The 22,683-nt window shown below is 70.9% G+C and carries 24 protein-coding genes and 1 tRNA gene; 17 read left to right on the top strand and 8 right to left on the bottom strand.

Annotated elements, in window-relative coordinates; translation table 11 throughout:
- Window positions 1–67: 67 nt before the first annotated feature.
- Window positions 68–499, bottom strand: a complete 432-nt coding sequence (locus tag VGZ23_12845; protein HEV2358476.1) for an ester cyclase — start codon at window positions 497–499, stop codon at window positions 68–70.
- 249 nt (window positions 500–748) lie between these two features.
- On the opposite strand from VGZ23_12845, the gene VGZ23_12840 reads away from it, so the two are divergent.
- Both VGZ23_12840 and VGZ23_12835 read left to right on the top strand, forming a co-directional pair.
- Window positions 749–1,684, top strand: a complete 936-nt coding sequence (locus tag VGZ23_12840) for a Dyp-type peroxidase (GenBank protein HEV2358475.1) — start codon at window positions 749–751, stop codon at window positions 1,682–1,684.
- Between the two features lie 24 nt (window positions 1,685–1,708).
- Complete coding sequence (locus VGZ23_12835) at window positions 1,709–2,017, top strand: non-heme iron oxygenase ferredoxin subunit (GenBank protein ID HEV2358474.1); 309 nt, start codon at window positions 1,709–1,711, stop codon at window positions 2,015–2,017.
- A gap of 27 nt (window positions 2,018–2,044) precedes the next feature.
- Here the strand turns inward: VGZ23_12835 and VGZ23_12830 are convergent, their stop codons facing one another.
- Window positions 2,045–2,446, bottom strand: a complete 402-nt coding sequence (locus VGZ23_12830) for a translational machinery protein (GenBank protein HEV2358473.1) — start codon at window positions 2,444–2,446, stop codon at window positions 2,045–2,047.
- A 64-nt stretch (window positions 2,447–2,510) separates the two neighbouring features.
- Window positions 2,511–3,137, bottom strand: a complete 627-nt coding sequence (locus tag VGZ23_12825; protein HEV2358472.1) for a DNA-3-methyladenine glycosylase 2 family protein — start codon at window positions 3,135–3,137, stop codon at window positions 2,511–2,513.
- Window positions 3,138–3,366: 229 nt separating this feature from the next.
- Between VGZ23_12825 and VGZ23_12820 the strand changes: the two genes are divergently transcribed.
- Window positions 3,367–3,909 (top strand): cold shock domain-containing protein, encoded by a 543-nt coding sequence (locus tag VGZ23_12820; GenBank protein ID HEV2358471.1) that lies wholly within the window; start codon window positions 3,367–3,369, stop codon window positions 3,907–3,909.
- Window positions 3,910–3,923: 14 nt separating this feature from the next.
- On the opposite strand, the gene VGZ23_12815 is transcribed toward VGZ23_12820, so the two are convergent.
- Window positions 3,924–4,217 carry a hypothetical protein gene (locus tag VGZ23_12815; protein HEV2358470.1) on the bottom strand — a complete coding sequence of 98 codons (294 nt, stop codon included), beginning with the start codon at window positions 4,215–4,217 and terminating at the stop codon, window positions 3,924–3,926.
- A gap of 250 nt (window positions 4,218–4,467) precedes the next feature.
- Here VGZ23_12815 and VGZ23_12810 point away from each other — a divergent pair, with 250 nt between their 5' ends.
- Window positions 4,468–5,592, top strand: coding sequence for a GGDEF domain-containing protein (locus tag VGZ23_12810; protein ID HEV2358469.1), 1,125 nt, complete (start codon window positions 4,468–4,470; stop codon window positions 5,590–5,592).
- A 42-nt stretch (window positions 5,593–5,634) separates the two neighbouring features.
- Here VGZ23_12810 and VGZ23_12805 read toward each other — a convergent pair whose 3' ends face one another.
- Window positions 5,635–6,201 carry an ABATE domain-containing protein gene (locus tag VGZ23_12805; protein HEV2358468.1) on the bottom strand — a complete coding sequence of 189 codons (567 nt, stop codon included), beginning with the start codon at window positions 6,199–6,201 and terminating at the stop codon, window positions 5,635–5,637.
- 248 nt (window positions 6,202–6,449) lie between these two features.
- Between VGZ23_12805 and VGZ23_12800 the strand changes: the two genes are divergently transcribed.
- On the top strand, window positions 6,450–7,175 hold the full coding sequence (locus tag VGZ23_12800; protein HEV2358467.1) for a DUF2066 domain-containing protein: 726 nt from the start codon (window positions 6,450–6,452) through the stop codon (window positions 7,173–7,175).
- Window positions 7,176–7,180: 5 nt separating this feature from the next.
- Window positions 7,181–8,047 (top strand): DUF2066 domain-containing protein, encoded by an 867-nt coding sequence (locus VGZ23_12795; protein HEV2358466.1) that lies wholly within the window; start codon window positions 7,181–7,183, stop codon window positions 8,045–8,047.
- Between the two features lie 4 nt (window positions 8,048–8,051).
- Here VGZ23_12795 and VGZ23_12790 read toward each other — a convergent pair whose 3' ends face one another.
- The 3 genes from VGZ23_12790 to VGZ23_12780 form a co-directional block, all read right to left on the bottom strand.
- Window positions 8,052–8,672 (bottom strand): hypothetical protein, encoded by a 621-nt coding sequence (locus tag VGZ23_12790; protein ID HEV2358465.1) that lies wholly within the window; start codon window positions 8,670–8,672, stop codon window positions 8,052–8,054.
- 19 nt (window positions 8,673–8,691) lie between these two features.
- Complete coding sequence (locus VGZ23_12785; protein HEV2358464.1) at window positions 8,692–9,060, bottom strand: antibiotic biosynthesis monooxygenase family protein; 369 nt, start codon at window positions 9,058–9,060, stop codon at window positions 8,692–8,694.
- Window positions 9,061–9,203: 143 nt separating this feature from the next.
- Window positions 9,204–9,280, bottom strand: a tRNA-Pro gene (locus VGZ23_12780).
- Between the two features lie 162 nt (window positions 9,281–9,442).
- Here VGZ23_12780 and VGZ23_12775 point away from each other — a divergent pair.
- The 11 genes from VGZ23_12775 (at window position 9,443) to ffh (ending at window position 22,681) form a co-directional block, all read left to right on the top strand.
- Window positions 9,443–10,222 (top strand): enoyl-CoA hydratase, encoded by a 780-nt coding sequence (locus tag VGZ23_12775; GenBank protein HEV2358463.1) that lies wholly within the window; start codon window positions 9,443–9,445, stop codon window positions 10,220–10,222.
- A 2-nt stretch (window positions 10,223–10,224) separates the two neighbouring features.
- A complete protein-coding gene (locus tag VGZ23_12770; protein HEV2358462.1) occupies window positions 10,225–11,430 on the top strand; it encodes a CoA transferase in 1,206 nt (401 codons plus the stop codon).
- Between the two features lie 10 nt (window positions 11,431–11,440).
- Entirely contained in the window at window positions 11,441–12,664 is a 1,224-nt protein-coding gene (locus tag VGZ23_12765) for a CoA transferase (protein HEV2358461.1), read from the top strand.
- On the top strand, window positions 12,664–13,575 hold the full coding sequence (locus VGZ23_12760; GenBank protein ID HEV2358460.1) for a hydroxymethylglutaryl-CoA lyase: 912 nt from the start codon (window positions 12,664–12,666) through the stop codon (window positions 13,573–13,575). Before VGZ23_12765 ends, VGZ23_12760 begins: the two co-directional genes overlap by 1 nt.
- 231 nt (window positions 13,576–13,806) lie before the next feature.
- Window positions 13,807–14,268 carry a helix-turn-helix domain-containing protein gene (locus VGZ23_12755; GenBank protein HEV2358459.1) on the top strand — a complete coding sequence of 154 codons (462 nt, stop codon included), beginning with the start codon at window positions 13,807–13,809 and terminating at the stop codon, window positions 14,266–14,268.
- Window positions 14,269–15,486, top strand: coding sequence for a glycosyltransferase (locus VGZ23_12750; GenBank protein HEV2358458.1), 1,218 nt, complete (start codon window positions 14,269–14,271; stop codon window positions 15,484–15,486).
- Complete coding sequence (gene smc / locus VGZ23_12745; GenBank protein HEV2358457.1) at window positions 15,477–19,100, top strand: chromosome segregation protein SMC; 3,624 nt, start codon at window positions 15,477–15,479, stop codon at window positions 19,098–19,100. Before VGZ23_12750 ends, smc begins: the two co-directional genes overlap by 10 nt.
- Window positions 19,101–19,233: 133 nt before the next feature.
- Complete coding sequence (ftsY, locus tag VGZ23_12740; GenBank protein ID HEV2358456.1) at window positions 19,234–20,157, top strand: signal recognition particle-docking protein FtsY; 924 nt, start codon at window positions 19,234–19,236, stop codon at window positions 20,155–20,157.
- 55 nt (window positions 20,158–20,212) lie between these two features.
- Window positions 20,213–20,608, top strand: a complete 396-nt coding sequence (locus VGZ23_12735) for a sigma factor-like helix-turn-helix DNA-binding protein (protein ID HEV2358455.1) — start codon at window positions 20,213–20,215, stop codon at window positions 20,606–20,608.
- A gap of 185 nt (window positions 20,609–20,793) precedes the next feature.
- Window positions 20,794–21,342, top strand: a complete 549-nt coding sequence (locus tag VGZ23_12730) for a class I SAM-dependent methyltransferase (protein ID HEV2358454.1) — start codon at window positions 20,794–20,796, stop codon at window positions 21,340–21,342.
- Window positions 21,335–22,681, top strand: coding sequence for a signal recognition particle protein (ffh, locus tag VGZ23_12725; GenBank protein ID HEV2358453.1), 1,347 nt, complete (start codon window positions 21,335–21,337; stop codon window positions 22,679–22,681). The genes VGZ23_12730 and ffh overlap by 8 nt, the downstream gene beginning before the upstream one ends.
- Window positions 22,682–22,683 lie beyond the last annotated feature (2 nt).

The following is a 22,683-nucleotide window of genomic DNA, read 5'->3' as shown; positions in this document are numbered from 1 at the left end:
GGGAAGCATGGCGCGGCATAGTCGCCGGTCGCCGCGAGTCCCCTTCGCCCGCCGACCGTGCGGGACGTCACCGCGTCGGGGCGGGCGGAGGGAAGATTCCCAGCTGTCGCAGCACGCCGAGCAGATCCGAGGCGTGCCAGTCTTCCTGGATCTGCCCGTCGACGACGCGGTTGATGTGAATGGAGACCCACGCCGCCGGTTTGTTCGTGGGCGGGATGCCCATCAGCGGTCCCGAGTGCGTTCCCCGCGCGGCCCACCGGGTGACGACTCGATCTCCCGCGGCGACGGTGTCCTCGACCGTCACGCGGAGATCCGGGAACGCGGCACGGAACCCCGCCACGCGCTGCTTCGCGCCTTCACGGCCGGGCGCCAATCCAGGTCCGGGCACGTGCTCAATGCAGTCCGCGGCGACGATCTCGTCCGCCACGGCGAGGTTCCCTTTGTTCACGGCCTCCTCGATCCATCGCATGACGACCGCGGTATTGGCGTCCGCCGACACTGTGGCACCTCCTGAACGCACCGTGAGATTCCGAGCCGTGCGATCGGACCCTTGCGGGTTGAGCGCCGGTCTCCAACGCATCCACGCGATCGTTCGTGGCGTCCCGGCCCGATTCCCCCGGCGAGACCGTGCGCGCCGGCGATGACGGTGCGACTCCGCGAGAACACCTTGGGTTGGAGGAGTGTGGGCGTGAAGACGGAAGTCCTCTTCAGCCGACGCGTCCCGCATGATTTCGGGTGGTGCAGAAGCATGACACGCGGCGTTCCGCAACTCGTGATCGCGCCGTTGACGCGCGCCGCCATCTTTCTGGTTGTGACGGTGAACCCGGGAGCCGACAACCGGGCAGCCGTGCGCTCGCTGTGCGGAGACCTGTCCGCGCTCCTGCGCGCGGTTGGATTCCGCGACCTGGAAGGCCACCTATCATGCGTGATGGGGTTCGGCTCCGATGCCTGGGACCGGCTGTTCGGGCCGCCGCGGCCGAGAGACCTCCATCCGTTCCGCGAGATCCACGGCCGGCCTCACGTCGCCGTTGCCACACCGGGCGACATCCTCTTCCATATCCGCGCCAAGCGGATGGACCTCTGCTTCGAGCTGGCAATGCAGATCATGGCGCGGCTCGGCGACGCGGTCTCCCCCGTGGACGAAGTGCACGGCTTTCGTTACTTCGACGACCGGGACCTCATCGGTTTCGTCGACGGGACGGAGAACCCCACCGACCAGGCGGCGGTCGAGGCCACGATCATCGCCGACGAAGACGCCGCGTTCGCCGGCGGCAGCTATGTGATCGTCCAAAAGTATCTCCACGATCTGCGCCGGTGGAACGCGCTGCCGACGGAGGCGCAGGAGCGCATTGTCGGCCGGACGAAGCTCTCCGACATCGAGCTCGACGATGCCGCAAAACCCACGTCGGCGCACAATGCATTGACGACGATCACGGAAGACGGAAAACCGCTCGAAATCCTCCGTGACAACATGCCCTTCGGCGAGGCGGCGAAGGGTGAGTTCGGCACGTACTTCATCGGCTATGCCCGGTCGCCTCACCGGACCGAGCAGATGCTGGAGAACATGTTTGTCGGGCGGCCGCCGGGGAACTACGACCGGTTGTTGGATTTCAGTCGGGCCGTCACCGGGACGCTCTTCTTCGTGCCGTCCGCGACGTTCCTGGAGGACGCGGCGGACGCCTAATACGCCGGTTGGAGGGGTGCTCGCATGGCGGAGGTGAAGGTGACCCAAGTCGGTCAGGTGGCGCCGGGGACGGGGACCGTGGTGTCCGCAGAAGGCAAGGCGATCGCGGTCTTCAATGTCGGCGGTACCTTCTACGCGGTCGCAAACGAGTGCACGCATCTGGGCGGGCCTCTCGGACAGGGATCCCTCGAAGGCACCACGGTCACGTGCCCGTGGCACGGCAGCCAGTTCGACGTGACCTCGGGGCACGTCGTGGCGGGTCCCGCGCGGAGACCCGTCGCCGCGTATCGCGTGCGGGTCCAGGGGGATGACGTGTTCGTGGCGGTTGATTGAGTCAGCGCCCGGCGCGTGTGCCGGGTCTCACATCCGATCGCTCCCCTTGAAGTACTTCCTCGCGTAGGCGACGATTTCTCTGTCGGTCGGGTGATCCACGGTTTCAATCCCGGCGACCTTTGCGTGGAGTTTCTCGTCGTGGCCTTGCAGGTACTTGAGAAATTCGAGCTTCGCCGACGCGGGCCCCACGACGAGCACGGTATCGACGCTATCCACTGATCGCGCGACCTCGTGAAAGAACCTCGTGGCATCCTCGGGGTGCTCTTTGGCCTCGCCCCGCCCCTTGGGATGCCGGTGGATCAGGTGCTGCGGAGACAGGATCGTCGTTTCGTCGACCGGCTCCGGCTGCACGTGGCCGGGAGTCTCCGGTTGAACGTGAAAGACGCGGGCCTCGTTGTGATCGATCCAGACGACTGCATGCGTAAGCATGGCGTGATCTTTGACGGGCGCTCCTGCGGTCCTGCGTTGGCCGGTGGGCGGGGCCGGACGATGGTCAGCGCTGCGGTCGTCGTTGTTCGCGGGCGGCCTGCCAGCAATACCAAGCCGCCACCGTCCGGTAGGGCCGGAACCGGTCGCCCTCGGCCTGGAGCTGTTTTGGCGTCAGGAGGTCCCGCAGGCCGTAGGCCAGCGCGTAGCCCTTGCGAACCCCATAGTCCTCGACCGGCCACACGTCAAGCCGGCGCAACTGGAAGATGAGGAACATCTCGGCGGTCCACCGCCCGATGCCGCGGACGACCGACAGACGCGTGATAATGTCCTCGTCGGGGAGCCTGCCGATCCGCTGAAGCGGGACGGCGCCGTCGGCCACCTTCGCGGCGAGATCTCGGATCGAGGCGACCTTGCCGCCGGAGAGCCCGGCGGCGCGAAGCTTCTTCCGAGGGAGGGCAAGGACGGCTTCCGGAGAGAGGTCCCCGTCGAACAAGGCGACGAATCGCCGGTGGATCGCGGCCGCCGCCGCCCCCGCCAGCTGCTGGTAGAGGATGCTCTCGGCGAGAGCGGCGAAGCGGTCGCCGGCGGGCCTGGGCAGGCGGAAGAGACCCGTCCGCTTCATGAGTTTGGCCATGACCGCATCGCGGCGGGCGACTTCGGCGGCCGCAGCTGAAAGCGTGGTTCTAGGCATGCCGGGCCTCCCTTTCTTCGTCGTCTAGGTCCCCCGCGTTAGGACGGGCTGACCGGTAGTCCGCCCGGAACCGCCGGGAACAACCGCGCTGATCGTTTCGTTGACCGCAGCGGAAGCGGATGATGTTGATTTGGGCCGGTATTCGCGGCCGCCTGAAATGCCCCGGGCATGAGCTCGCACAGGCCTATCCGGGTTCATGCCCTGGGCGACTTCGCATGGAGGTTGTAGGATGGCGACGCAATTGGATCGGATTGAACGGCTGCTGGCGGCTCTGTGCGACCATCTCGGGATCCACGATGTGAACACTTCGCGTCCGCAGAGTGCCAAGGACGTGGGCGCCGAACACGGGCGCCGGTATGTCGGGGTCGTGTCCCGGTTCGAGCACGGCTGGGGATTCATCGAGTGCGCGGAACTGGATCACAACTTCTTCGTGCACTACAGCGACATCGAGGGCACGGGGCTGAGATCGCTGGAGGCCGGGGAACAGGTAACCTTCGAGGTCGGCCCGGGCAAGGATGGGCGGCCGAAGGCGGTGCGGGTGCGGCGTCCGTCCACCGGCCCGGCCGCGCCGGGAGAGGCGGCGTCGACCCGGGACACTGCAGGCGAAGATTCGCGTGCCCCCGGCGTCGAAGATGCCCGCGACGAAGACACTGACATGCCGCAACCGGAGTCGTCCGGGGTGCTCCCTCCACGGTCGTCTCCCCGGCGGACCACCGCCCGGCGCGTCCGTCTCGGTGCGCTGCCTGGGAGACGCCCGGCGATCTCATGGTAGAGGACGGCCGCACGCTACCGGTGGTGCTTCCCCTTTAGTTCCTCCCACCGACGTTTGGTCTCCTGGATGAGGGCTTCGCTGACGTAAAGGTAAATGCCGCGCGGAGACGCCGAGTCGGCGATGACGGCGTCGAGCTCGGCGGCCGTACGGACGATGCGGCGCTCGCTCGCCCCGGTGCGCATGAGCCAGCGCACTTCCGCCTCGTCTCGATACTGCACTTTCGTCGAGTCCCAGTCATCCCAATCGGAGAGATCGACAAGGTGCAGCTCCCCTGCAAGCGCCGCGGCCCTGAAAAATCGCTCCGCCATCGGTGATCCCCAGTAACTCCTTTGCGCATCGCAAAACGGTCTCCTGGTCGGCCGGGGCATGGGTGGCGGAAGTCTACGACGACTCGAGCGTGGGCAGAAAACCATCGCAACCGTGAGCCACACCCGGGCGCATACGCGGAACGAGGCCGCCGACGCGTGATCCGCAGATTGTCTTTTGCCCACGCTCTCTCAGAACGCCGGCGACGGTCAGACGATAGGGGTCGTTGGGGACGACAAGCGGTGCGGGAGTATGAATGAGGGGGAAGGGCGCGACGCCCGCCGGGAGCCGCCGCGGAGGGCGCTTCCGACGATTGCGGGCCTGGCGAGCTTGTCCGCCCTGATCCCGGCGGTCGGGGGGCGCTCCGGATCGCCGGAGCAGATCCTGGGTCTCGCCGCGGCGGTCGGGTTTCTGTGGTGCGCCGTCGTCACCGCGCGCAACCCATCGATTCGGGCGGGCGTCGGCATGGCGGTCGCCGTCATCGCGTTGACCTATCTCGCGGCGGAACTCGGGATCGTGCTCTTCACGCGCGCGGCCCTCGCCGGTGGGAGCCCCGATGTCGCGGCCGCCACATCGTGGGCGCCGGTCCTGCTCATCGCGGGGTGGGTGCTGTTTGACGCGGGGGCGAACCTCCGGGCCATCGTCATCGCGTATTATGCCGCGCTTGCGGCACCGGAAGTAGTGTTCGGGATCGTGCGGGGCCCCGCGGCGCTGGTCGGCACGCTGAACGTAACGGGACCGCTCCTCCTGGCCAGCCTCGCTGCGACTGTGCTGCTCGCCGAGGCGGCCCGGCTCCGCGACCAGTTTGCGGCGTCGCGGGCCGCCCAGCACGTGATGGAGACGATGGCCCTCACCGATCCGCTGACCGAGTTGCCCAACCGGCGAAGCCTGATGATGGAGCTGACCCGGGAGATTGCGCTGGCCGCGCGATTTGGACTGCCCCTGGCCGTGATCGAGTTCGACCTGGACAATTTCAAGGAGATCAACGACGTGTACGGGCACCAGGCGGGGGACCGGGTACTGGTCGCCGTGGCCAGCTCCACACAGCGGCGGTTGCGGGCCACGGACTTCGTCGGGCGGTTGGGCGGGGAGGAGTTTCTGATCTTGGCTCCCGGAACCGCTCTGCCCGAGGCGACGCGTCTCGCCGACGAGCTCCGCCTGTCGCTTCACGGGCGCCCCATGGCGCGCGACCGGGCGTGGGTGACGGCCAGCTTCGGGGTCACGGTGTACGAGCGGGGCGACACGCCCGAGACGATGTTCGCGCGCGCCGACGCCGCCCTGTACTCCGCCAAGCGGGGCGGCCGGAACCGCGTCGAGCCCGCGCCGGCACGGAGCGCCGCCGCGCAGGCCGTCGAACGGGAAGGCGGTCGCGACTAATCCAAGTCTCTGCCGCGGAGACTCCGCATCCAAGGCCGGCACTCAGCGCCCGCGATGGCGCGAGCGATAGGCGTGAGCCTTCGTTCGGTTCCCGCAGATGGACATCACGCACCATCGTCCCGACCGATTCTTTGAGTGGTCGTAGAAGGCCCAGTGGCACCTCCGGCACGCCTTCAGCCGCGGCCACGTCCCCTCGATCTGCGCCATAAACGCCGCCGCCACGAGCCGGCCGAGCGCTCCGATGACGCCCGGCGCGTCCGATTCGAGCCGCATCTGGCCATCCTGCCGGAGGCGGACCGCCAGGCGCGCGTCCCGCGCGAGACGGTTCAGCACCCCCACGGCGGTCGAATCCCTCGGCCCGCCGTTGTGCGCCCGCAAGAGGCGGCGGAGCGCCTCGCGAACCTCCTGGACACGTCCGACCTCGGCTGCCCGGACGCGCGCGCTCCGGGCCAGCAAGGCGTGCTTCACCAGCCAGCGGCGGAGGTCGGCTGGTGAAGCGAACTCCTCCGTGCGCAGTCCGAGGTGTTCTCGCTCGATGTTGTAGGTGTTGATGAATTGTTGAAGCAGGCGCAGCGTCCCAGGTGCCGGCCGGCGTCGCCCCGGCTCCATGCTCCATCCTCCTCACGTCCCTCCCGGATGCCGCACCATAAACAGGTTTGTCGGTTATGGGACCATCTTGAATTCTTGCATGGTTCGCCGTAACCTATGTGACGAGATAACTGGTTAATCGAGGAAGGAGGGGAGACAAGGCGATGGCGGAGTGGCCAGCGACGCGCCGGTGCCGTGCATCCGCATTGGTTGTTGTCATGCTCTCTGTCGCACTCGCCGCCGCCCCCCGATCCGGCGGGGCGCAAGAGATGAGCGGTTTGTATAAGGCGACCGCCGTCGTCACGGGCTCCGACAGGCGCAGCCGCCCGATCGGATTCGCGCGATGCCTGCGTGCGGTCCTCGTGAAGGTCTCCGGGGAGCCGCGGCTGTCGCGCGATCCGCGGGTCGACAGGCTGGCCGCGGAGGCGAACCTGTTCGTCGGATCCTTTGACTATGTCGATCAACTCGCCGCGTACCACCATCACGACGACCAGGGAACGTACGATCGGCCGTTCAACCTCACCGTGCATTTCGTCCCAGCGATGATCGATAAAGTGTTGGCGGATCTGGGCGAACGGCCCTGGCGGGGGCAGCGGCCGGTGATCGTGCCGGTGCTCAGGGTGCGTGGCGCGGCGGCGTCGTATCTGCTGAGCGCCGAAAATCCGGCGGGGGCGTCGCAGCGCCAAGCCTTCGCCGACGTCGCCGGTGATTTCTACATGACGGTGCGCTTTCCGACCGAGGCCGAGTTCGCCGCTTGGGGCGTCGCCACGGGGCCGTTCCCTGTGCTTCCCGGCACGACGGCCACGGACCAGGCGCCGGTCGCGGGTACGCTCGAATTCCAGGAGGCGCTCCCCGGCTGGGTCGGGGCCTGGCGAATGCGCTGGCGCGGCGTCGACTACGCGTGGGGCATCAAGGGCGGCAACTACGACGAGGCGTTTCGCGATCTCGTGAGCGGCGTGGTGCGCGTCGCATCCGGCCACGGCGCTCCGGAGTGACACGCATGCACCCGCGCCTTGAGGACGGCGGAGGGATGAACCGGCCGATGACGGAGTGGCGCGCGAGGCGCCGGTGGCGTGCGGTCGCGTTGGTCCTCGTCATGCTCTCAGTCGCGGCCGCCCCCCGCTCCGGCGGAGCACAGCAGCGAAGCGAGCTCTACCAGGCGACGGTCATCGTTACCGGCTACGACACGCGGAGCCGCCCGTTCGGGTTCGCGCAGGCATTACGCGCGGTTCTCGTAAACGTCTCCGGCGAACCGCGGTTGCGCGACGATGCGCGCGTCGCCGCATTGGCCGCGCGTGCGGGCAGGTGGGTGGCGTCGTTCTCGTACGTGGATCGGATGGCCGGGAGACCTATTCACGACGAACAGGGCACCCGCGATCGCCCCTACAATCTCACGGTGAAGTTCGTCCCGGCGCGAATCGACAGGGCCTTGGCGGATTTGGGCGAGCGGCCCTGGCGCGGGACGCGGCCGGTGGTGGTACCGGTGCTCGCGGTGCGCTTCGGGACCGCGTCCTATCTGCTGAGCGCCGAGAGCCCGGCCGGCATTGAGCAACGGGCCGCCTTCGCCGACGCGGCCCGCGCCTTCGACATGACGGTGCGCTTCCCGACCGAAGCCGAGTTCGCCGCCTGGGGCATCCGCGCGGGGCACTCCCCGGTCCTTCCCGCGACGACCGCGACGGCCGGGGCGCGCGTCGCGGGTACGCTCGAATTCCAGGAAGCGCTCCCCGGCTGGGTCGGAGCGTGGCGAATGCGCTGGCGCGGCGTCGAGTACGCGTGGGGCGTCAGGGGCGGCAACTACGACGAGGCGTTCCGCGACATCGTGCGCGGCGTGCTGCGCGTCGCCTCCGGCCACGGCGCTCCGGAGTAACCGCTCACAGACCGAGCACGGGGTGGAGCTCGACGCCGTTTGGCGCGACGCCCCGCTGGCCGTGGAGCACGTCGAAAAATAATACCCCGGTGATCCGGACGCGCGCCGTGCCGCGAACCCGCTCGAATCGCTCGGGGCTCGGCGCCCCGAACTTGGCAACGAACTCCCCGCGGACCCGGGCAAGAGTCGTGCCGATTGCGGACCCCGCGGCGCAGCCCGGATCGGGGATTTCGGCGATCATCGTCGCCCCGCTCTGGCCGGCGATCACGACGTGGAAGTCGCCGTCCGCTTCGAGCTTGTCCCACAGCAGCTGCGCCGCCACCGCGTAACTGTGCCGTTCCTGAGAGAGCCTGGGGGTGCCGAACAGGATTGGCCCGGGCATGGGCAGGGCGCGGAGTGCCTCGATAGTGGACGGGATCGGCGTGAGGTCGACCTGCGCCGCGGCAGGGTCGGTGAGGGTCTTCACATTCCAGCGTTCGCGTCCGCAGGCGCGGGCGGTAATGGTAATGGATTGAGGCACGTTTGCCAGCGCGGCGCGAGCCCCTCCGGCGAGTCCGCCCGGGCGGCCCGCGCTGAGCGCGACGGCTATCGCGAGCCCCCAAGCGAAGCGTCGCCGGGACGTCACCGAGCGTCACTCCTGCGCATCAACCCAGGCAAATCCGGGCCACGGCGACTTTCTGGAACAGGTGGGGCGAGGCCGCGGTGTCTCGCGGATAATCCTTCATCTTCGCCTGGAACTCAGGGTTGTTAAACGCTTGTTTGAAGTCCGCCGCGGATTCCCACACCGCGTAATTCACGAACACGCGGCTGCCGCCGATGCCCCTGTGCAGCTGTGTGGAAATGAACCCGGGCTGCCGCTTCATGAGAGCGGCGTCCGCCGCCCACGCCTTCAAGAATTGTTCCTCGTCTTCCGGTTCCACCGTGAATTCATTGATGAGGATCACAGTACCAGATTTCTGTTCCATCTGCGCCCGCAGCGTCGTTCTGTCGTCCATTTCGACAAACCTTGGCATGTGAAGCTCTCCTTTCGCGCGTCGGCGGTCGTGCGGCCGGCCGGACCTCGCCTCTGTGTCTCGTGTTCATAGTCTGAGGGACGTCCGTGGACGTGTCATGGATCCGTGGCGGAGAGATTGTGGAGATTCTGTCGCCGGTGAACTGGTCGGGGAGGAGGGACTTGAACCCTCGGCCTCAGCGTCCCGAACGCTGCGCGCTACCAAGCTGCGCTACTCCCCGACGCGCATTCTTGATTGTAGCACCCGGCGCGGGCCGCGCACAATCGGACGTGACGCATTCGGGGTCCCGGCTCACGCCGTCGGCATGACCACGCGAACGGCGGGGAACGCGTGCGCCGGAGGAGAACCTGAAGTGTCGCCGCCACGGGAAGGAGCCGGTCGCATGGACGAGCTGCTGGTACGGCGCGATGGGCCCGTCGCCACCGTCACGCTGAACCGTCCGGAGAAGCACAACGCGGTTACCGTCGCGATGTGGGAGGCGCTGCCGGGCGTGCTGGCGCCGCTCGCCGCCGATCCCGGCGTGCGCGCGGTCGTCGTCCGCGGGGCGGGCGATGAGGCGTTTGCCTCCGGCGCCGACATCTCCGAGTTCGAGCACGTCCGGAGCGGCGCGGCGTCCGCGCGGGCCTACAGCGCGCTCGTGGCGACGGCGGAGCGCGCGCTCGCGGATCTTCCGAAGCCGACGATCGCCATGATCCACGGGTTTTGCGTCGGCGGCGGCCTGGAGATCGCGCTGGCCTGCGACCTGCGGTGGGCGGGACAGACGGGGCGGTTCGGCATCACGGCGGCGCGGCTCGGGATCGTGTACGGGCTTGGGGCGACGCGGCGTCTCGCGGCCGCCGTCGGACCCAGCCGGGCGCGTGACCTCTTGTTCAGCGGCCGTCTCCTCGAGGCCGACGAGGCGCTCGCGATGGGCCTGGTCAACCGGGTCTACGCGCCGGAAGAATTGGACCGGGAAACCTACGCGTACGCCCGCGGACTCGCCCAGCAGGCGCCGCTGTCGCAGCAAGGCGCCAAGGCGATGCTCCAACACCTGGCGGGGGAGGGGACGATGACCGATCGCGACATCGCCGCATTCGTCGAAGCGGCGTACGAGAGCATCGACTACCGGGAAGGCGTGCGGGCCTTTTTGGCGCGCCGGCCGGCCCGGTTCGAGGGCCGCTAGCGATGGGGCCGCTCGATGGCATTCGGGTGGTGGACCTGACGCGGTTTCTCGCCGGGCCGTTCTGCACGCAGGAGCTGGGCGACTTCGGGGCCGACGTCGTCAAGATCGAGCCGCTCGACGGCGACCATTCCCGCAGTCAGACGCTCCGTCCCGATCTCGTCGGCAACAGCTACTTCTTCGCCGGCGCGAACCGCAGCAAACGGAGCATCACGATCGATGTCACCAAGCCGGCGGGCCGGGAAATCGTCCTGCGGCTGGCGCGGCGGGCCGACGTGGTGATCGAGAATTTTCGCCCCGGGGTGATGGAGCGCCTCGGATTCGGCGCGGGCACGCTGCGCGAAGGCAACCCGCGGCTCATCTACTGCGCCGTGACGGGGTTCGGCCGGACCGGTCCCTACCGCGACCGCCCGGGCTTCGACCAGGTCGGCCAGGGCATGTCGGGCTTCATGAGCATCACGGGGCAGGAGGCCACCGGACCGACACGCGCCGGGATCGCGCTCGCCGACCTTTACTGCGCGATGACCGCGTGCCGCGGCGTGCTGTACGCGCTGCTCGCCCGCGAACGGACCGGCCGCGGACAGGACGTGTACGTGTCGATCCTCGACTCCATGGTGTCGCTCCTGACGTGGAGCGCCGGCATGTACTTCGAGACCGGCACGCCGCCCGGCGTCGCCGGCAACCACCATCCGCTCGCCTCTCCCTTCGGCGTGTACCAGGCTAAAGACGGGCCCTTCAATCTGTGCGCCGGGAACGAGGTCATCTGGCGGCGGCTGTGCGAGGCGATCGGCCGGCCCGATCTCCCGGACGACCCGCGCTTTGCGACCGGCAACGACCGCGTGGCGAACCGTCCCGCCCTCAACGACATCCTGACCGAGGTGTTCCGGGCCCGGACGAGCGCCGACTGGGTGCGCTACCTCAATGAGCGGGACGTGGCGTGCGGACCGATCTACAACCTCGCGGAGGTCTTCTCCGATCCCCAAGTCTTGCACAACGGCATGCTGCAGGAGCGGCCGCACCCCGTGCACGGAACCGTCAAACTGCTCGGCATCCCGATCAAACTCTCCGAGACACCCGGCGAGATTCGCCGCGTGCCGCCGTTGCTCGGCGAGCACACCGATGACGTTCTGCGGCAGGCGGGGTACGCCCCGGCCGAGATCGCGGGGCTCCGGGAGGCCGGGGTCGTCGGGCACCGCCCCGCCGCCGGGTGACCGCCGCCGGATGAGCATCACCCCCGAGGCCCCGCCCGGCACGGGCACCGGTCCTCTGCGGGGCCTGCGGGTCCTCGATTTCGGCAACATGATCGCCGGTCCGTTCTGCGCGCGGATCCTCGCGGACTTCGGCGCCGACGTCATCAAGGTCGAACAGCCGGGCCGAGGGGATCCGGTTCGGGGGTGGCGGAGTCAGTACCGCGGGCACTCACTTCTATGGAAGACCATGAACCGCAACAAGCGTGCCGTGACCCTCGATCTCCACGCGCCGGACGGGCAGGCGATCGCGCGGCGCCTGTACGCCGTCGCGGACATCGTCGTGGAGAACTTTCGTCCCGGCGTGCTCGAGCGATGGGGGCTGGGATACGCGCAGGCCCAGGCTCTGAATTCCGGCCTCATCATGGTGCGCATCAGCGGGTACGGGCAGACCGGTCCGTATCGCGATCGGGCGGGATTCGGCGGGGTGGCCGAAGCGCTCTCCGGTGTTCGCTTCCTGACCGGCTATCCCGACCGGCCGCCGACGCGCGTGGGCTTTGCCCTTGCCGACACGGTCGCCGGTCTGTACGGCGCATTCGCGGCGATGGCGGCGGTGCGCGAACGGACCGTGAGCGGGCGGGGTCAGGAGATCGATGTCGCCCTGACCGAAGCCACGTTCAGCCTGCTCGACGACCTCGTCGCCGCGTATCAAAAACTGGGGCAGGTCGCCGGGCGGCACGGGACGGGGTTGCCCGGCGTGGCGCCGAGCAGCATCTATCCGACACGCGACGGACAGTACATCGTGATCGGGGCCAACAACGACAACGTTTTTCGCCGGCTCGCCGCGTTGATGCACCGCGAGGAATGGCTCGCCGATCCGGACCTCGCCCACGACCAGGGCCGCGGGCGACGGCAGGCCGAGCTTGACGCAGCGGTGGGGGCGTGGACGGCGCAGCACGATCTCGGACCCCTGAACGACCTCCTCGCCGCGCACGGCGTGCCGGCCGGCCCGGTGTATGACATCGCGGGCGTCGCTGCGGACCCGCAGTTCCGCGCGCGAGGCGCCGTGGTGGAGATCGACGATCCCGACGTGGGGCCGCTCGCCCAGCCGGGCGTGGTGCCCGTCTTCAGCCGGACTCCGGGCCGGATCGTCTGGACCGGTCCGCGTCAAGGCGAGCACAACGCCGAGGTGTACGGCGGCCTGCTCGGCCTGAGCGGGGCGGACCTCGAGGGCCTCCGGGCCCGCGGAGTGATTTGATGCGTGTTCCGCCGGCCGCCACGATCGTCGAAGTCGGGCCCCGCGACGGCTTCCAGCTCGTCGGCCGGGTGATCCCAACCGAGACAAAACTCCGCGTCATCCGGGCCCTCTACGACGCCGGACTCCGGGAGATCGAAGTCACGTCGTTTGTCTCGCCGACGGCCGTCCCGCAGTTCGCCGATGCCGACGAGGTCGCCCGTGCGGCCCTCGAGTTGCCCGCCCTGCGCGCGTCCGCCCTTGTGCCCAACCTGCGGGGGCTGGAACGCGCGCTCGCCGCCGGCATCCGGCACGTGACCGTCGTGATCGGGGCGACCGACGCGTTCAATACGGCGAACGTGCGGATGACGGTGGAACAGTCGCTCGAGCAGTTGTCCGCCATCGCGCGCACCGCCGGGACCGTTCCGGGCGCGTCGGTCGAGGCCGGGATCGCCGTGGCGTTCGGCTGCCCCTACAGCGGCGAGGTACCCTGGGCCGCGGTGGAACGGATCGTCGCGCACGCGATCGGCCTCGGGATCATCGCCATCAGCCTGGGCGACACGATCGGTGTTGCGACACCCGTGCAGGTCTCGGAAGCCGTGACGCGCCTTGCGGGCCGCCATCCCGGCGCGCGCCTCACGCTGCACCTTCACGACACACGCGGCATGGGTCTCGCCAACGTGCTGGCAGGGCTGGACGCCGGCGTCACGACGTTCGACGCCGCCATCGGCGGCCTCGGCGGCTGTCCGTTCGCCCCGGGGGCCACGGGCAACATCGCCACGGACGATACCAACCACATGCTGCTCGGGATGGGAATTCACACCGGGATCGATCAGGAGGCCCTGCTCGCCTGCGGGCGGCTGGTGGCCGAGACGGTGACCCGCGACCTGGCGAGTCACGCGCTGCGGGTCCACCTCGGCCGCGGTCACGACTAAGGTGCCCTTGGCGAGATCCCGAGCTCCGGTTTGGCAGGATTTCCCTCGCCTCTCTCGAATGGGCGGGGGATATTTAACGCCGGATAACTTACGCAGCATTCATCGGAGCAGCCAATGGCGCAAACGTTGCGGGACTGGTACCGTTACCTCGAGCGGCAGATGCACGTTTCCCTCCCGACGGCACCCTCCGACACTCCGGGTTCGCTTGGTCCGGGGCGGCTGAGGGGTGCTGTGAAAGGACACCGCGAGGCCGTGCCGCCCGGCGCCCCCGAGCCGGCCGACGTTCTGGTCGGCGCGGCGGTGGCCGCGGGGCGGGTTGACCGCCGGCAGCCCTCCAGGGCGGCCCTAGACGCGGAAGCGCATGCGGAGGCGGTGCGGCGGAGGCTCAGGGCAGGGCTCGACCAGGGCGCCCTGCCGATGGAGCTCGGTCCCCGCGCGCGCGGGCGCGGCGGCCGCCGGCCGATCACAGAGAGCCGGGAAGAAATTATCCGGCGGCTGCTCGATCCCGAACTTACGCTTCACGAGGCGGCTGCCGTGCTGAACTTGAGCAAGGCGACGATCCGGCGGTACACCGACCAGGGCAAGGTGCCCTGTCTTCGGACCGAAGGAGGACAGCGGCGCTTTCGGCTGTCGGCGCTGCTGGCCTTCCTCGACGAGCAGGCGCGGGCGCGCGGCGAGGCGGACGGCGCGTAGGTGCACGTCGGGCTCTTTACCGACTCGTATCTCCCTCGCACCAGCGGCGTGGTGCGGGCCGTGGCGGAATCGGCGCAGCAACTCCGCGCGCGCGGCCACCGCGTGTCCATCATCGCGCCGGCGTACCCGGGATATCAGGACCGTGACCCGGAGGTCGTGCGGGTGCCGTCCGTCACGCCCCCGGGCCACCCGGATTTTCCGCTGGCCGTCCCGTACCCAAGCCGGTCGCTGCGCACGGTGCGGAGCCTCGGGCTCGACCTCGTCCACAGCCAGTCGCCGTTTCTGGTCGGCGGGATGGGATGGTGGGTGGCGCGGGGGCTCGGCCGGCCCGTCCTGTTCACCTACCATACGCGATACGCGGACTACGCGCACTACACCCCCGTGCTCGGCGATCTCGCGCGGCCGTTGGTGAGCGCCTACACCATCGCGTACTGCAACCGGTGCGACTGCGTGCTGGCGCCCGTGCCGTCGATCGCCGCGTTGCTGCGCGAGTCGGGGGTGCGGACGCGCATTGCGGTCGTGCCGAGCATGGGCATCGACGTCGCGGCGTTCACGCCGGGCGCGGCGTCCGACGGGCGGTCCTCCGCCGCCGACACGCGGTCCGCCTCGGCGATCCGCGCGCGGTTCGGCCTGCCCCCCGGGGCGTCGCTCCTCGTCTTCGTCGGCCGGCTCGCCCGGGAAAAGAACGTTCCGCTGCTGCTCGCCGCGCTCGAGACGCTGCCCGCGGACGTCTGGCTGCTGCTCGTCGGCGACGGTCCGGAGCGTGCGCTCCTCGATGCCGAGGCGCGGCGTCGCGGCATCGGCGCGCGGACCGTCTTCGCCGGTACGCAGACGCCAGCCGCGGTGGCGGACGTCCTCGCGGCCGCCGACCTCTTCGTCTTTCCGTCGATGACCGAGACGCTGGGGCTCGCGGTGCTGGAGGCAATGGCGGCGGGGTGCGCGATCGTGGCGGTGCAGGCGCCCGCGTCGTCGGATCTGCTGCGCGACGGGGTGACCGGCCGCCTCGTGCCGCCGGACGCGCGCGCGTTCGCGGATGCCGTCCGGGACCTGCTGGCCGCGCCCGCCCGGCGGGGCGCCATCGGCCGGGCGGCCCGTGAGGGGGCCGCCGACTACGACCGCGGCCGCGTGACCGATCGGCTCGTGGCCGTGTACCAGGATCTGCTCGCGCATCCGGGCACGCCTGACCCGGTGCCCACGGGAGGACGCACGTGCGGCTGAAGCGCCTCGAACTCGCAGGGTTCAAGACGTTCGCCGATCGGACCGCGCTCGAGTTCTCGCCGCGCCTGACGGCGGTCGTCGGGCCGAACGGCAGCGGCAAGAGCAACATCTTCGACGCGATCCGCTGGGCGCTCGGGGAGGGGAGCCTGCGCGCCCTCCGCGGCATCCGCAACGAAGACGTCATCTTCGCCGGCAGCGAGCGCCGCCGGCCCCTCTCCATGGCGGACGTGACGCTCGTGCTCGACAACGGCGACGGGACGCTCATGATGCCGCTCGACGATGGGGACGACGGGACGCCGACGCCGCTGGCGTTCGCCGAGGTGACGGTGGCGCGCCGGGCGATGCGCGCGGCGGACAGCCGCTATTTCATCAATACGCTTCCGTGCCGGCTGCGGGATATTCAGACAATGTTTCTCGGAACCGGGCTCGGCGGGCACACCTACGCGCTGGTCACGCAGGGCGAGGTCGACCGGATGCTCGATGCGACGCCGGAAGAGCGGCGGATGATCCTCGAGGAGGCCGCGGGACTCGCCAAGTTCAAGCGCCGGCGCCACGACGCGGAGCGGCGGATGGCCGCCGCCGAGCAGTTGCTGCTGCGCGTCGCGGACATTCTGGCCGAGCAGGACGCGCGGGTCGACCACCTGGCGGCGCAGGCCGAAGCCGCGCGGCAGTACCAGGCCTATACGCGCGAACTGCGCGGACTGGAGCTTGCGATTCAGGTCGAGGAGGTTCGGCGGCTCGCACGCGCCCAGAAGCGCGTACGGGACCAGCTCGAGCAGCTGGCGGGCCGACGGCGGGAGCTTGACCAGGCGCTCGCGGCCTTCGCCGCCGAACGGACGGCGCTGGACCGGCGCGCGGTGGACGCCGGTCGCGAGTGGGACGACGCGCAGCGGTCGCTCGTGCGGCTGACCGAGCGGCGGGCCGCGGAGGACGCGGCGGTCGGGCTGCTCGTCGAGCGCGGCCGCGGCGTGGCGGCGCAACGGGCCCGGGCTGAGGCAGAGATCGCCCGCCATCGCGCCGAGGCGGACGGCCTCGCCGGCGAACGCGCCGGCCTGGATCTGCAGACCCAGGCGCTGGCCGTAGAGGAAGAACGGCGCCGCGCGGACGTGGCGGCGGCGCACGCGGCGCTGCGCAGCCTGGAGGACGACGCGGCCCGAGACGAGGCGCGCGTCGCCCAGGCCCGGGAGGAGGCGCGGGTGCTTGGGGATGCACGCGCCCGTGTCCAGACCGATCTGGCCGCCGCCGAGGCGCGGGTGGCCGCGTATCTCGACCGCGCCGCGGCGATCGCGGCCCGGCTCGGCCACCTTCACCGGCAGGCGGCCGAGGTCGCCGCCCGCCGGGACACGCTCGGGGCCGAGCTCGAGCAGATCGCGGGCGCCCTCGAGGCCCGGCGGCGCGCGCTCCGCGCGCTGCGCGACGAGCACGAGCAGGGCGAGGCCCATCGCGACGCGCTCGCGGCCGAGCTCCGCCGCGTGGAGATCGAGCGGGAAACGGTGCGCTCCCGGCTCGGATTTCTCGAGGAAGCGCACGCGCAGTTCCGGGGGTACGATGCGGGGGCGCGGGATCTTCTGCTGGCGCACCATCGGAACCCCGCGGCGTTCCCGGCGTTGCGCGGTACCGTCGCCGAGCGCCTGCACGCGTCCCGCGAGCTTCGTCCGGCCGTGGAGGCCGCGTTGGGACCGACGCTTTCGGCGCTGATCGTCGAGACCGTCGCAGGCGCGCGCGCGCTGCGCCGGGCGCTCGGCGAGGACGCCGGAGAGATCGCGTTTCTCCCGACAGCACTCCTCCGGCCGGGGACTCCGCCGCCGCTGCCGGATCCGGCGCAGGCGGATCCCGGGTTTCGGGGCCGTCTGCTGGACCAGGTGGACGTGACGGGCGAGGACGCCGAGGCCATCCGGACGCTGATGGCGGACGTCGTCGTGGCGGCCGACCTGGACGCCGCCGTGCGAATCCGGGACGCCGGGTTCGCCGGCCGGATCGTGACCGTGACCGGCGACGCCGTCTTGCCGGCGGGAGTCGTGACGACCGGCCGTCGCGCACTGGGACACACGGGTGCCGTGGGGCGGGCGGACGAGATCGCCGACGGCCGTGCCGCCGTCGAGCGGCTCGAGGCCGCCGTGCGCGAGTGCGCCGAACGGATCGACACGGCCGCAACACGGCTGCGTGCCACGGCCTCCGCCGTCGCCGGCGCCGGTGATGCGATCGAGCAGGAGACCGGCCGGCGCGGCGAGGCCGAGCGCCGGCTGACGCTGCTCGACGCGGAGCGCGGCCGGATCGACGAAGAGCTGGCCGCGCTCGTCGCGGAAGCGCGCGCGGCCGAAGACGCCGTCCGGGATCAGGAACACGGGCGCGATCGGTTCGCGGCGGAGGCGGCGGCGCTCGAGCAGCGCATCGCGGGATTGGACGGTGAAGCCGCCGGCCTCGCGGCCCGGCTGCACGACCACACCCTCGCGGTCCGCGCGGCCCGCGACGCCCTTGCCGACGGGCGCGTTGCCATCACCGAGCTGGAGGGCCGCCGCGCCGGCGTGCAGGCGCGCATCGCCGAGGTGGATCGAAGCGTCGCGGCGCTCGACGTCCGCCGCCGCGCTCTGGAGGGGGAAGTGAGCGGGCTCGACGCCGAGGCCGCCGCGCTGGCGGCCGAGGAAGCCGCCGCCCGCGACCGGTGCGCGGCCCTCGCCGAGGACGGCGCCCGGCTCGAAGGCGCGCTGGCAGCTCTCGACGGGGAGCGCGCCGCGGTGGCCGCCCGGCGCGCCGAGGTGGAGCACGAGCACGCCGCGGCCGCGGGGCGTGCGGAGGGGCTGGCCGAGGACGCCCACCGCGTCGAGCTTCGGCAGGCGCAGGTGGACGCGGAGATCGGCAGTGCACGCCGCCGGATCGAAGAAGAGTTCGGCCTGCCGTTCGACCGCGCGGCGGCCGCCGTGCCGGAGACGGTCGAGCGCGACGAGACGCTCGGGCGCATCGACGCGCTGCGCGGCCTGATCGCCGCCCTCGGGCCGGTCAACCTCATCGCGATCGACGAGCACCGCGCGGCGGCGGCCCGGGCTGAGGCGCTGCGCGGGCAGCAGCAGGACGTCGTGGGGGCGCTGGCGGCGCTGCGCGGCCTGATCGGCGACCTCGAAGCGGTCATCCGGGAGCGGTTCGACGAGACGTTCCGCGCGGTGAACGAGGAGTTCGGCGGGCTGTTCGTGCGTCTGTTCGGCGGCGGCCGCGGGGGGCTCGACCTGGTCGCAGTCGAGGGCAGCGACGAGCCGGGCATCGACGTCGTCGTGCAGCCCCCGGGAAAGAATCTGCGGAGCCTGGGCGCGCTCAGCGGCGGAGAGCGCGTCCTGGTGGCGCTCGCGCTCATCTTCGCGATGCTGCGGATCCGGCCCAGCCCGTTCTGCGTCTTCGACGAAGTCGAGGCGGCGCTCGACGAGGCCAACACGCGCAAGGTGGCCGAGATCCTCCAGGAACTGGCGGCACAGACCCAGATCATCATCATCACGCACAACAAGGCGACCATGGAAGCGTGCGACGTGCTGTTCGGCGTGACGATGGAAGAGCCGGGCGTCTCCCGCATCGTCTCGGTGCGGCTGGAGGAGGGAGCGGCGCGCGAGCAGCAGCCGGTAGGGTAGCAGATCGTGCAGTTGGTCCGGACGGCACTGGAGCATGGTGGGGCTGACCGACGCGCCCAGATGAGGAGCAGATCGTGCAGTTGATCTCGGCGGCACTGGAGCACGGCGGGGCTGCCCGACGCGTTCTGACCTGATGGCACGCGGCGGGTGGTTCGGCCGGTTCCGCGAGGGCTTGGCGAAGACGCGCCAGGCCCTCGCGGCGCAGCTCGACGGCCTGCTCGGCCGCGAAGTGGACGAGTCGTTCTATGCGGATCTCGAGGAAGCCCTGCTCGGGGCCGACCTCGGCGTCCACACGACCGAGACCGTCGTCGCGCGGCTCCGGGATCGTGCCCGCTCCGGCGAGCTCGGCGCGGCCGCACGGACCGCGGAGGGGCTCAGGCAGGCGCTCGTCGACGTCGTGCTCGCGACGCTCGGAGACCCGGCGCCGCTGCGTCTCGACCCGCCGCCGGCCGGCATCGTGGTGCTCGGGGTGAACGGGGCCGGCAAAACGACGACGATCGGCAAGCTGGCCCACCGGCTGCGCGCGGACGGCCGCCGCGTGCTCGTCGCCGCCGCCGACACGTTCCGGGCGGCCGCGATCGATCAGTTGGAGGTGTGGACGGAGCGCGCCGGCGTGGACCTGGTGCGGCACGCCGAGGGCTCCGATCCGGCCGCCGTGGTGTACGACGCGGCGCAGGCCGCCCGGGCGCGCCACACCGACGTGCTGATCGTGGACACGGCGGGCCGGCTCCACACCAAGACGAACCTCATGGACGAGCTCAAGAAGCTCGACCGCGTGCTGCGGCGTGAGCTGCCGGGGGCCTCCGTCGAGTCGCTTCTCGTGCTGGATGCCACGACCGGCCAGAACGGCATCGCGCAGGCGCGGCAGTTCGCCGCGGCGCTGCCGGTGACGGGCGTGGTGCTGACCAAGCTCGACGGCACGGCCCGCGGCGGGATCGCCGTGGCGATCGCCGACGAGCTGCGGCTGCCGGTCAAGCTGGTCGGGTTCGGGGAAGGCATGGACGACCTCCAGCCGTTCGATCCCCGCGCGTTCGTCGAGGCGTTGCTCGAAGCTTAAGCTCCGGCGCTTCCGTCCCGCGCCCGCGGGATGTGCTATAATGGCGTCAAGGACTATGCCTTTACACAAGATACCTCCCCGCGTCCGCACCCTCGATGATCGGACCGCCGTGATCGGGCTGTTCGACGCGTACGCCGGTCTGCTCACGGCGCGGCAGCAGTTGCTGGTGCGGATGTACTATCACGAGGACCTCTCGCTCGGGGAGATCGCCGGGCGCCTGCGGGTCAGCCGGCAGGCGGTGTTCGACGGCCTCCGGCGCGCGACAACCGAGATGCGGCACCTCGAAGCGCGGCTGCGGGTGCTCGCCGGTCACCGGCGGAACGGCCGCAGCCGCACCACGGCGGCGGTCCGGCTGGACGCGGTCGAGCACGAAGCCGCCCGCCTCGCCGCCGCGGGCGCCGACACCGCCCCGTTGCTGCGGGCGTTGCGGGCGCTGCGGGAGATCGTGTGACCGCGGCGGCGTCGCCCCGCTTGCGCGGGACTAGCCGGCGGGATGCGCCGACGTCGCCCCGCTTGCGCGGGACTAGCCGGCGGGATGCGCCGGCGTCGCCCCGCTTGCGCGGGACTAGCCGGCGGGATGCGCCGGCGTCGCACTACTTCTCCCCGGCGCCGCCGGACCCCCCGGGACGGCCGCGCGTGGTCCGGTTTCAGGACCGCGGACGCGAATACCGGTTTCATACCGCCGCCGGGGTGTTCTCGCGCGGCGGCGTCGATCGCGGGACGCGCCTGATGCTCGAGGCCGTGGATCCGGGCGACGCCGCGACGGTGCTGGATCTCGGCTGCGGCTACGGCCCGGTCGGCGTGGTCATCGCCGCCCGCGCGCCGCGGGCGCGCGTCGTGCTCGTGGACATCAACCCGCGCGCCGCGGCGCTCGCCGCCGCGAACGTGCGCGAGAACGGCGTGCGGAACGCCGAGGTGCGGACGGGGGACGGGTGCGCCCCGGTCGATGCGATGCGCTTCGATCTCGTCCTCCTCAACCCGCCGATCCGGGCCGGCCGGAGCGCCGTCGTGCGGCTTGTGCGGGATGCGCGCGCGCATCTGGCGCCCGCCGGCCGCTTCTATCTGGTCGCCCGCACGAGCCAGGGGGCGCGGAGTCTCGCGCGGTGCATGAACGAGGTCTTCGAACGCGTGAGCGAGATCGAGCGCGGCGGGGGATTTCGGGTCTACGAGGGCCGCGATGTTTGAACAGCTGCAGACGCGGCTCGGCGGCATTCTCAATCGCCTGCGCGGACGGGGGGCGCTCTCGGAGGCGGACGTCGATCAGGCGCTTCGGGAGATCCGGCTCGTGCTGCTCGAGGCGGACGTCAACGTGAAGCTCGCGCGTGACTTCATCGGTCGCGTGCGCGAGGCGGCGGTGGGGCAGGAGGTCTGGAAGAGCCTCACGCCGGGACAGCAGGTCGTGCAGATCGTCCACGACGAGCTCGTGCGGCTCCTCGGCGAGACGCACCGCCCGCTCGCCCCGGCGCCGCACCCTCCGACCGTGATTCTCCTCGCCGGCCTGCACGGTACCGGCAAGACCACGACGGCCGGCAAGCTGGCCGTGCACCTGGCGAAGCGGGGGCGGCACCCGGTCCTGGCCGCGGCGGATCTCTCGCGGCCGGCCGCCGTGCGCCAGCTCGAGATCGTCGGCGAGCGCGCCGGCGTGCCGGTCGTGGCCCCCCAGCCCGGGGAGGACGCCGTCGCGGTCGCGCGCCGGGCACTCGCCGTGTGCCGGGACCGGGTGGCCGACACGCTCATCGTCGACAGCGCCGGCCGGCTGCACGTCGACGGCGACCTGGTGGCCGAACTCGCGCGCATCCGCGAGGCGGTGTCCCCCCACTACACGCTCCTCGTGCTCGACGCCATGGCCGGCCAGGACGCCGTCCGGATGGCGGAGGGGTTTCACCGGGCGGTGCCGCTCGACGGCGTGATTCTGACGAAGCTCGACGGCGACGCGCGCGGCGGCGCCGCGCTGTCCGTGGTGGCGACGCTCGGCGTCCCCATTCTCTACGTCGGGACCGGCGAGCGGCTCGAGGCGCTCGAGGCGTTCCATCCGGACCGGATGGCCTCCCGGATTCTCGGCATGGGCGACGTCCTCACCCTGATCGAGAAGGCGCAGGAACAGGTGACGGTGGACGAGGCGCGGGAGATGGAGCGCAAGCTGCGCCGCGCCGACTTCACGCTCGAGGATTTCACCAAGCAGCTCCGTCAGGTGCGGGCTATGGGGCCGCTGGATCAGGTGCTGGGCATGATCCCGGGGCTGAACGCCCGCCGGGCGGGGGATGCGGCCGGCGAGGTTGACGAGCGCCAGCTGACGCGGATCGAGGCGATGATCAACTCGATGACCCCGGGCGAACGCCGGCACCCGGAGGTGATCGACGGCAGCCGCCGGCGGCGCATCGCGCGGGGCAGCGGCACCTCCGTTCAGGAGGTCAACCGGTTGCTGCGGCAGTTCACGGAGGCGAAGAAGATGTTGAAACAGCTCGAGAGCATGGGCCGGCGCGCCGGAAGGCTCGGCAGGCTGCCGACGCCGCCGGCCCCGTAACC

It is taken from the genome of bacterium (genome assembly GCA_035945995.1).
Taxonomy (GTDB): domain Bacteria; phylum Sysuimicrobiota; class Sysuimicrobiia; order Sysuimicrobiales; family Segetimicrobiaceae; genus DASSJF01.
Note: the sequence above shows the minus strand (reverse complement) of the source record. Positions and strands in the feature narration are given on the sequence as shown.

What these genes read in the sequence shown, in the direction of transcription:
- VGZ23_12840 (HEV2358475.1), top strand. Translation starts at nt 749, where the DNA reads ATGACACGCGGCGTTCCGCAACTCGTGATCGCGCCGTTGACGCGCGCC.
- VGZ23_12835 (HEV2358474.1), top strand. Translation starts at nt 1,709, where the DNA reads ATGGCGGAGGTGAAGGTGACCCAAGTCGGTCAGGTGGCGCCGGGGACG.
- VGZ23_12830 (HEV2358473.1), bottom strand. Translation starts at nt 2,446, where the DNA reads ATGCTTACGCATGCAGTCGTCTGGATCGATCACAACGAGGCCCGCGTC.
- VGZ23_12825 (HEV2358472.1), bottom strand. Translation starts at nt 3,137, where the DNA reads ATGCCTAGAACCACGCTTTCAGCTGCGGCCGCCGAAGTCGCCCGCCGC.
- VGZ23_12820 (HEV2358471.1), top strand. Translation starts at nt 3,367, where the DNA reads ATGGCGACGCAATTGGATCGGATTGAACGGCTGCTGGCGGCTCTGTGC.
- VGZ23_12815 (HEV2358470.1), bottom strand. Translation starts at nt 4,217, where the DNA reads ATGGCGGAGCGATTTTTCAGGGCCGCGGCGCTTGCAGGGGAGCTGCAC.
- VGZ23_12810 (HEV2358469.1), top strand. Translation starts at nt 4,468, where the DNA reads ATGAATGAGGGGGAAGGGCGCGACGCCCGCCGGGAGCCGCCGCGGAGG.
- VGZ23_12805 (HEV2358468.1), bottom strand. Translation starts at nt 6,201, where the DNA reads ATGGAGCCGGGGCGACGCCGGCCGGCACCTGGGACGCTGCGCCTGCTT.
- VGZ23_12800 (HEV2358467.1), top strand. Translation starts at nt 6,450, where the DNA reads ATGAGCGGTTTGTATAAGGCGACCGCCGTCGTCACGGGCTCCGACAGG.
- VGZ23_12795 (HEV2358466.1), top strand. Translation starts at nt 7,181, where the DNA reads ATGCACCCGCGCCTTGAGGACGGCGGAGGGATGAACCGGCCGATGACG.
- VGZ23_12785 (HEV2358464.1), bottom strand. Translation starts at nt 9,060, where the DNA reads ATGCCAAGGTTTGTCGAAATGGACGACAGAACGACGCTGCGGGCGCAG.
- VGZ23_12775 (HEV2358463.1), top strand. Translation starts at nt 9,443, where the DNA reads ATGGACGAGCTGCTGGTACGGCGCGATGGGCCCGTCGCCACCGTCACG.
- VGZ23_12770 (HEV2358462.1), top strand. Translation starts at nt 10,225, where the DNA reads ATGGGGCCGCTCGATGGCATTCGGGTGGTGGACCTGACGCGGTTTCTC.
- VGZ23_12765 (HEV2358461.1), top strand. Translation starts at nt 11,441, where the DNA reads ATGAGCATCACCCCCGAGGCCCCGCCCGGCACGGGCACCGGTCCTCTG.
- VGZ23_12760 (HEV2358460.1), top strand. Translation starts at nt 12,664, where the DNA reads ATGCGTGTTCCGCCGGCCGCCACGATCGTCGAAGTCGGGCCCCGCGAC.
- ftsY (HEV2358456.1), top strand. Translation starts at nt 19,234, where the DNA reads ATGGCACGCGGCGGGTGGTTCGGCCGGTTCCGCGAGGGCTTGGCGAAG.
- VGZ23_12735 (HEV2358455.1), top strand. Translation starts at nt 20,213, where the DNA reads ATGCCTTTACACAAGATACCTCCCCGCGTCCGCACCCTCGATGATCGG.
- ffh (HEV2358453.1), top strand. Translation starts at nt 21,335, where the DNA reads ATGTTTGAACAGCTGCAGACGCGGCTCGGCGGCATTCTCAATCGCCTG.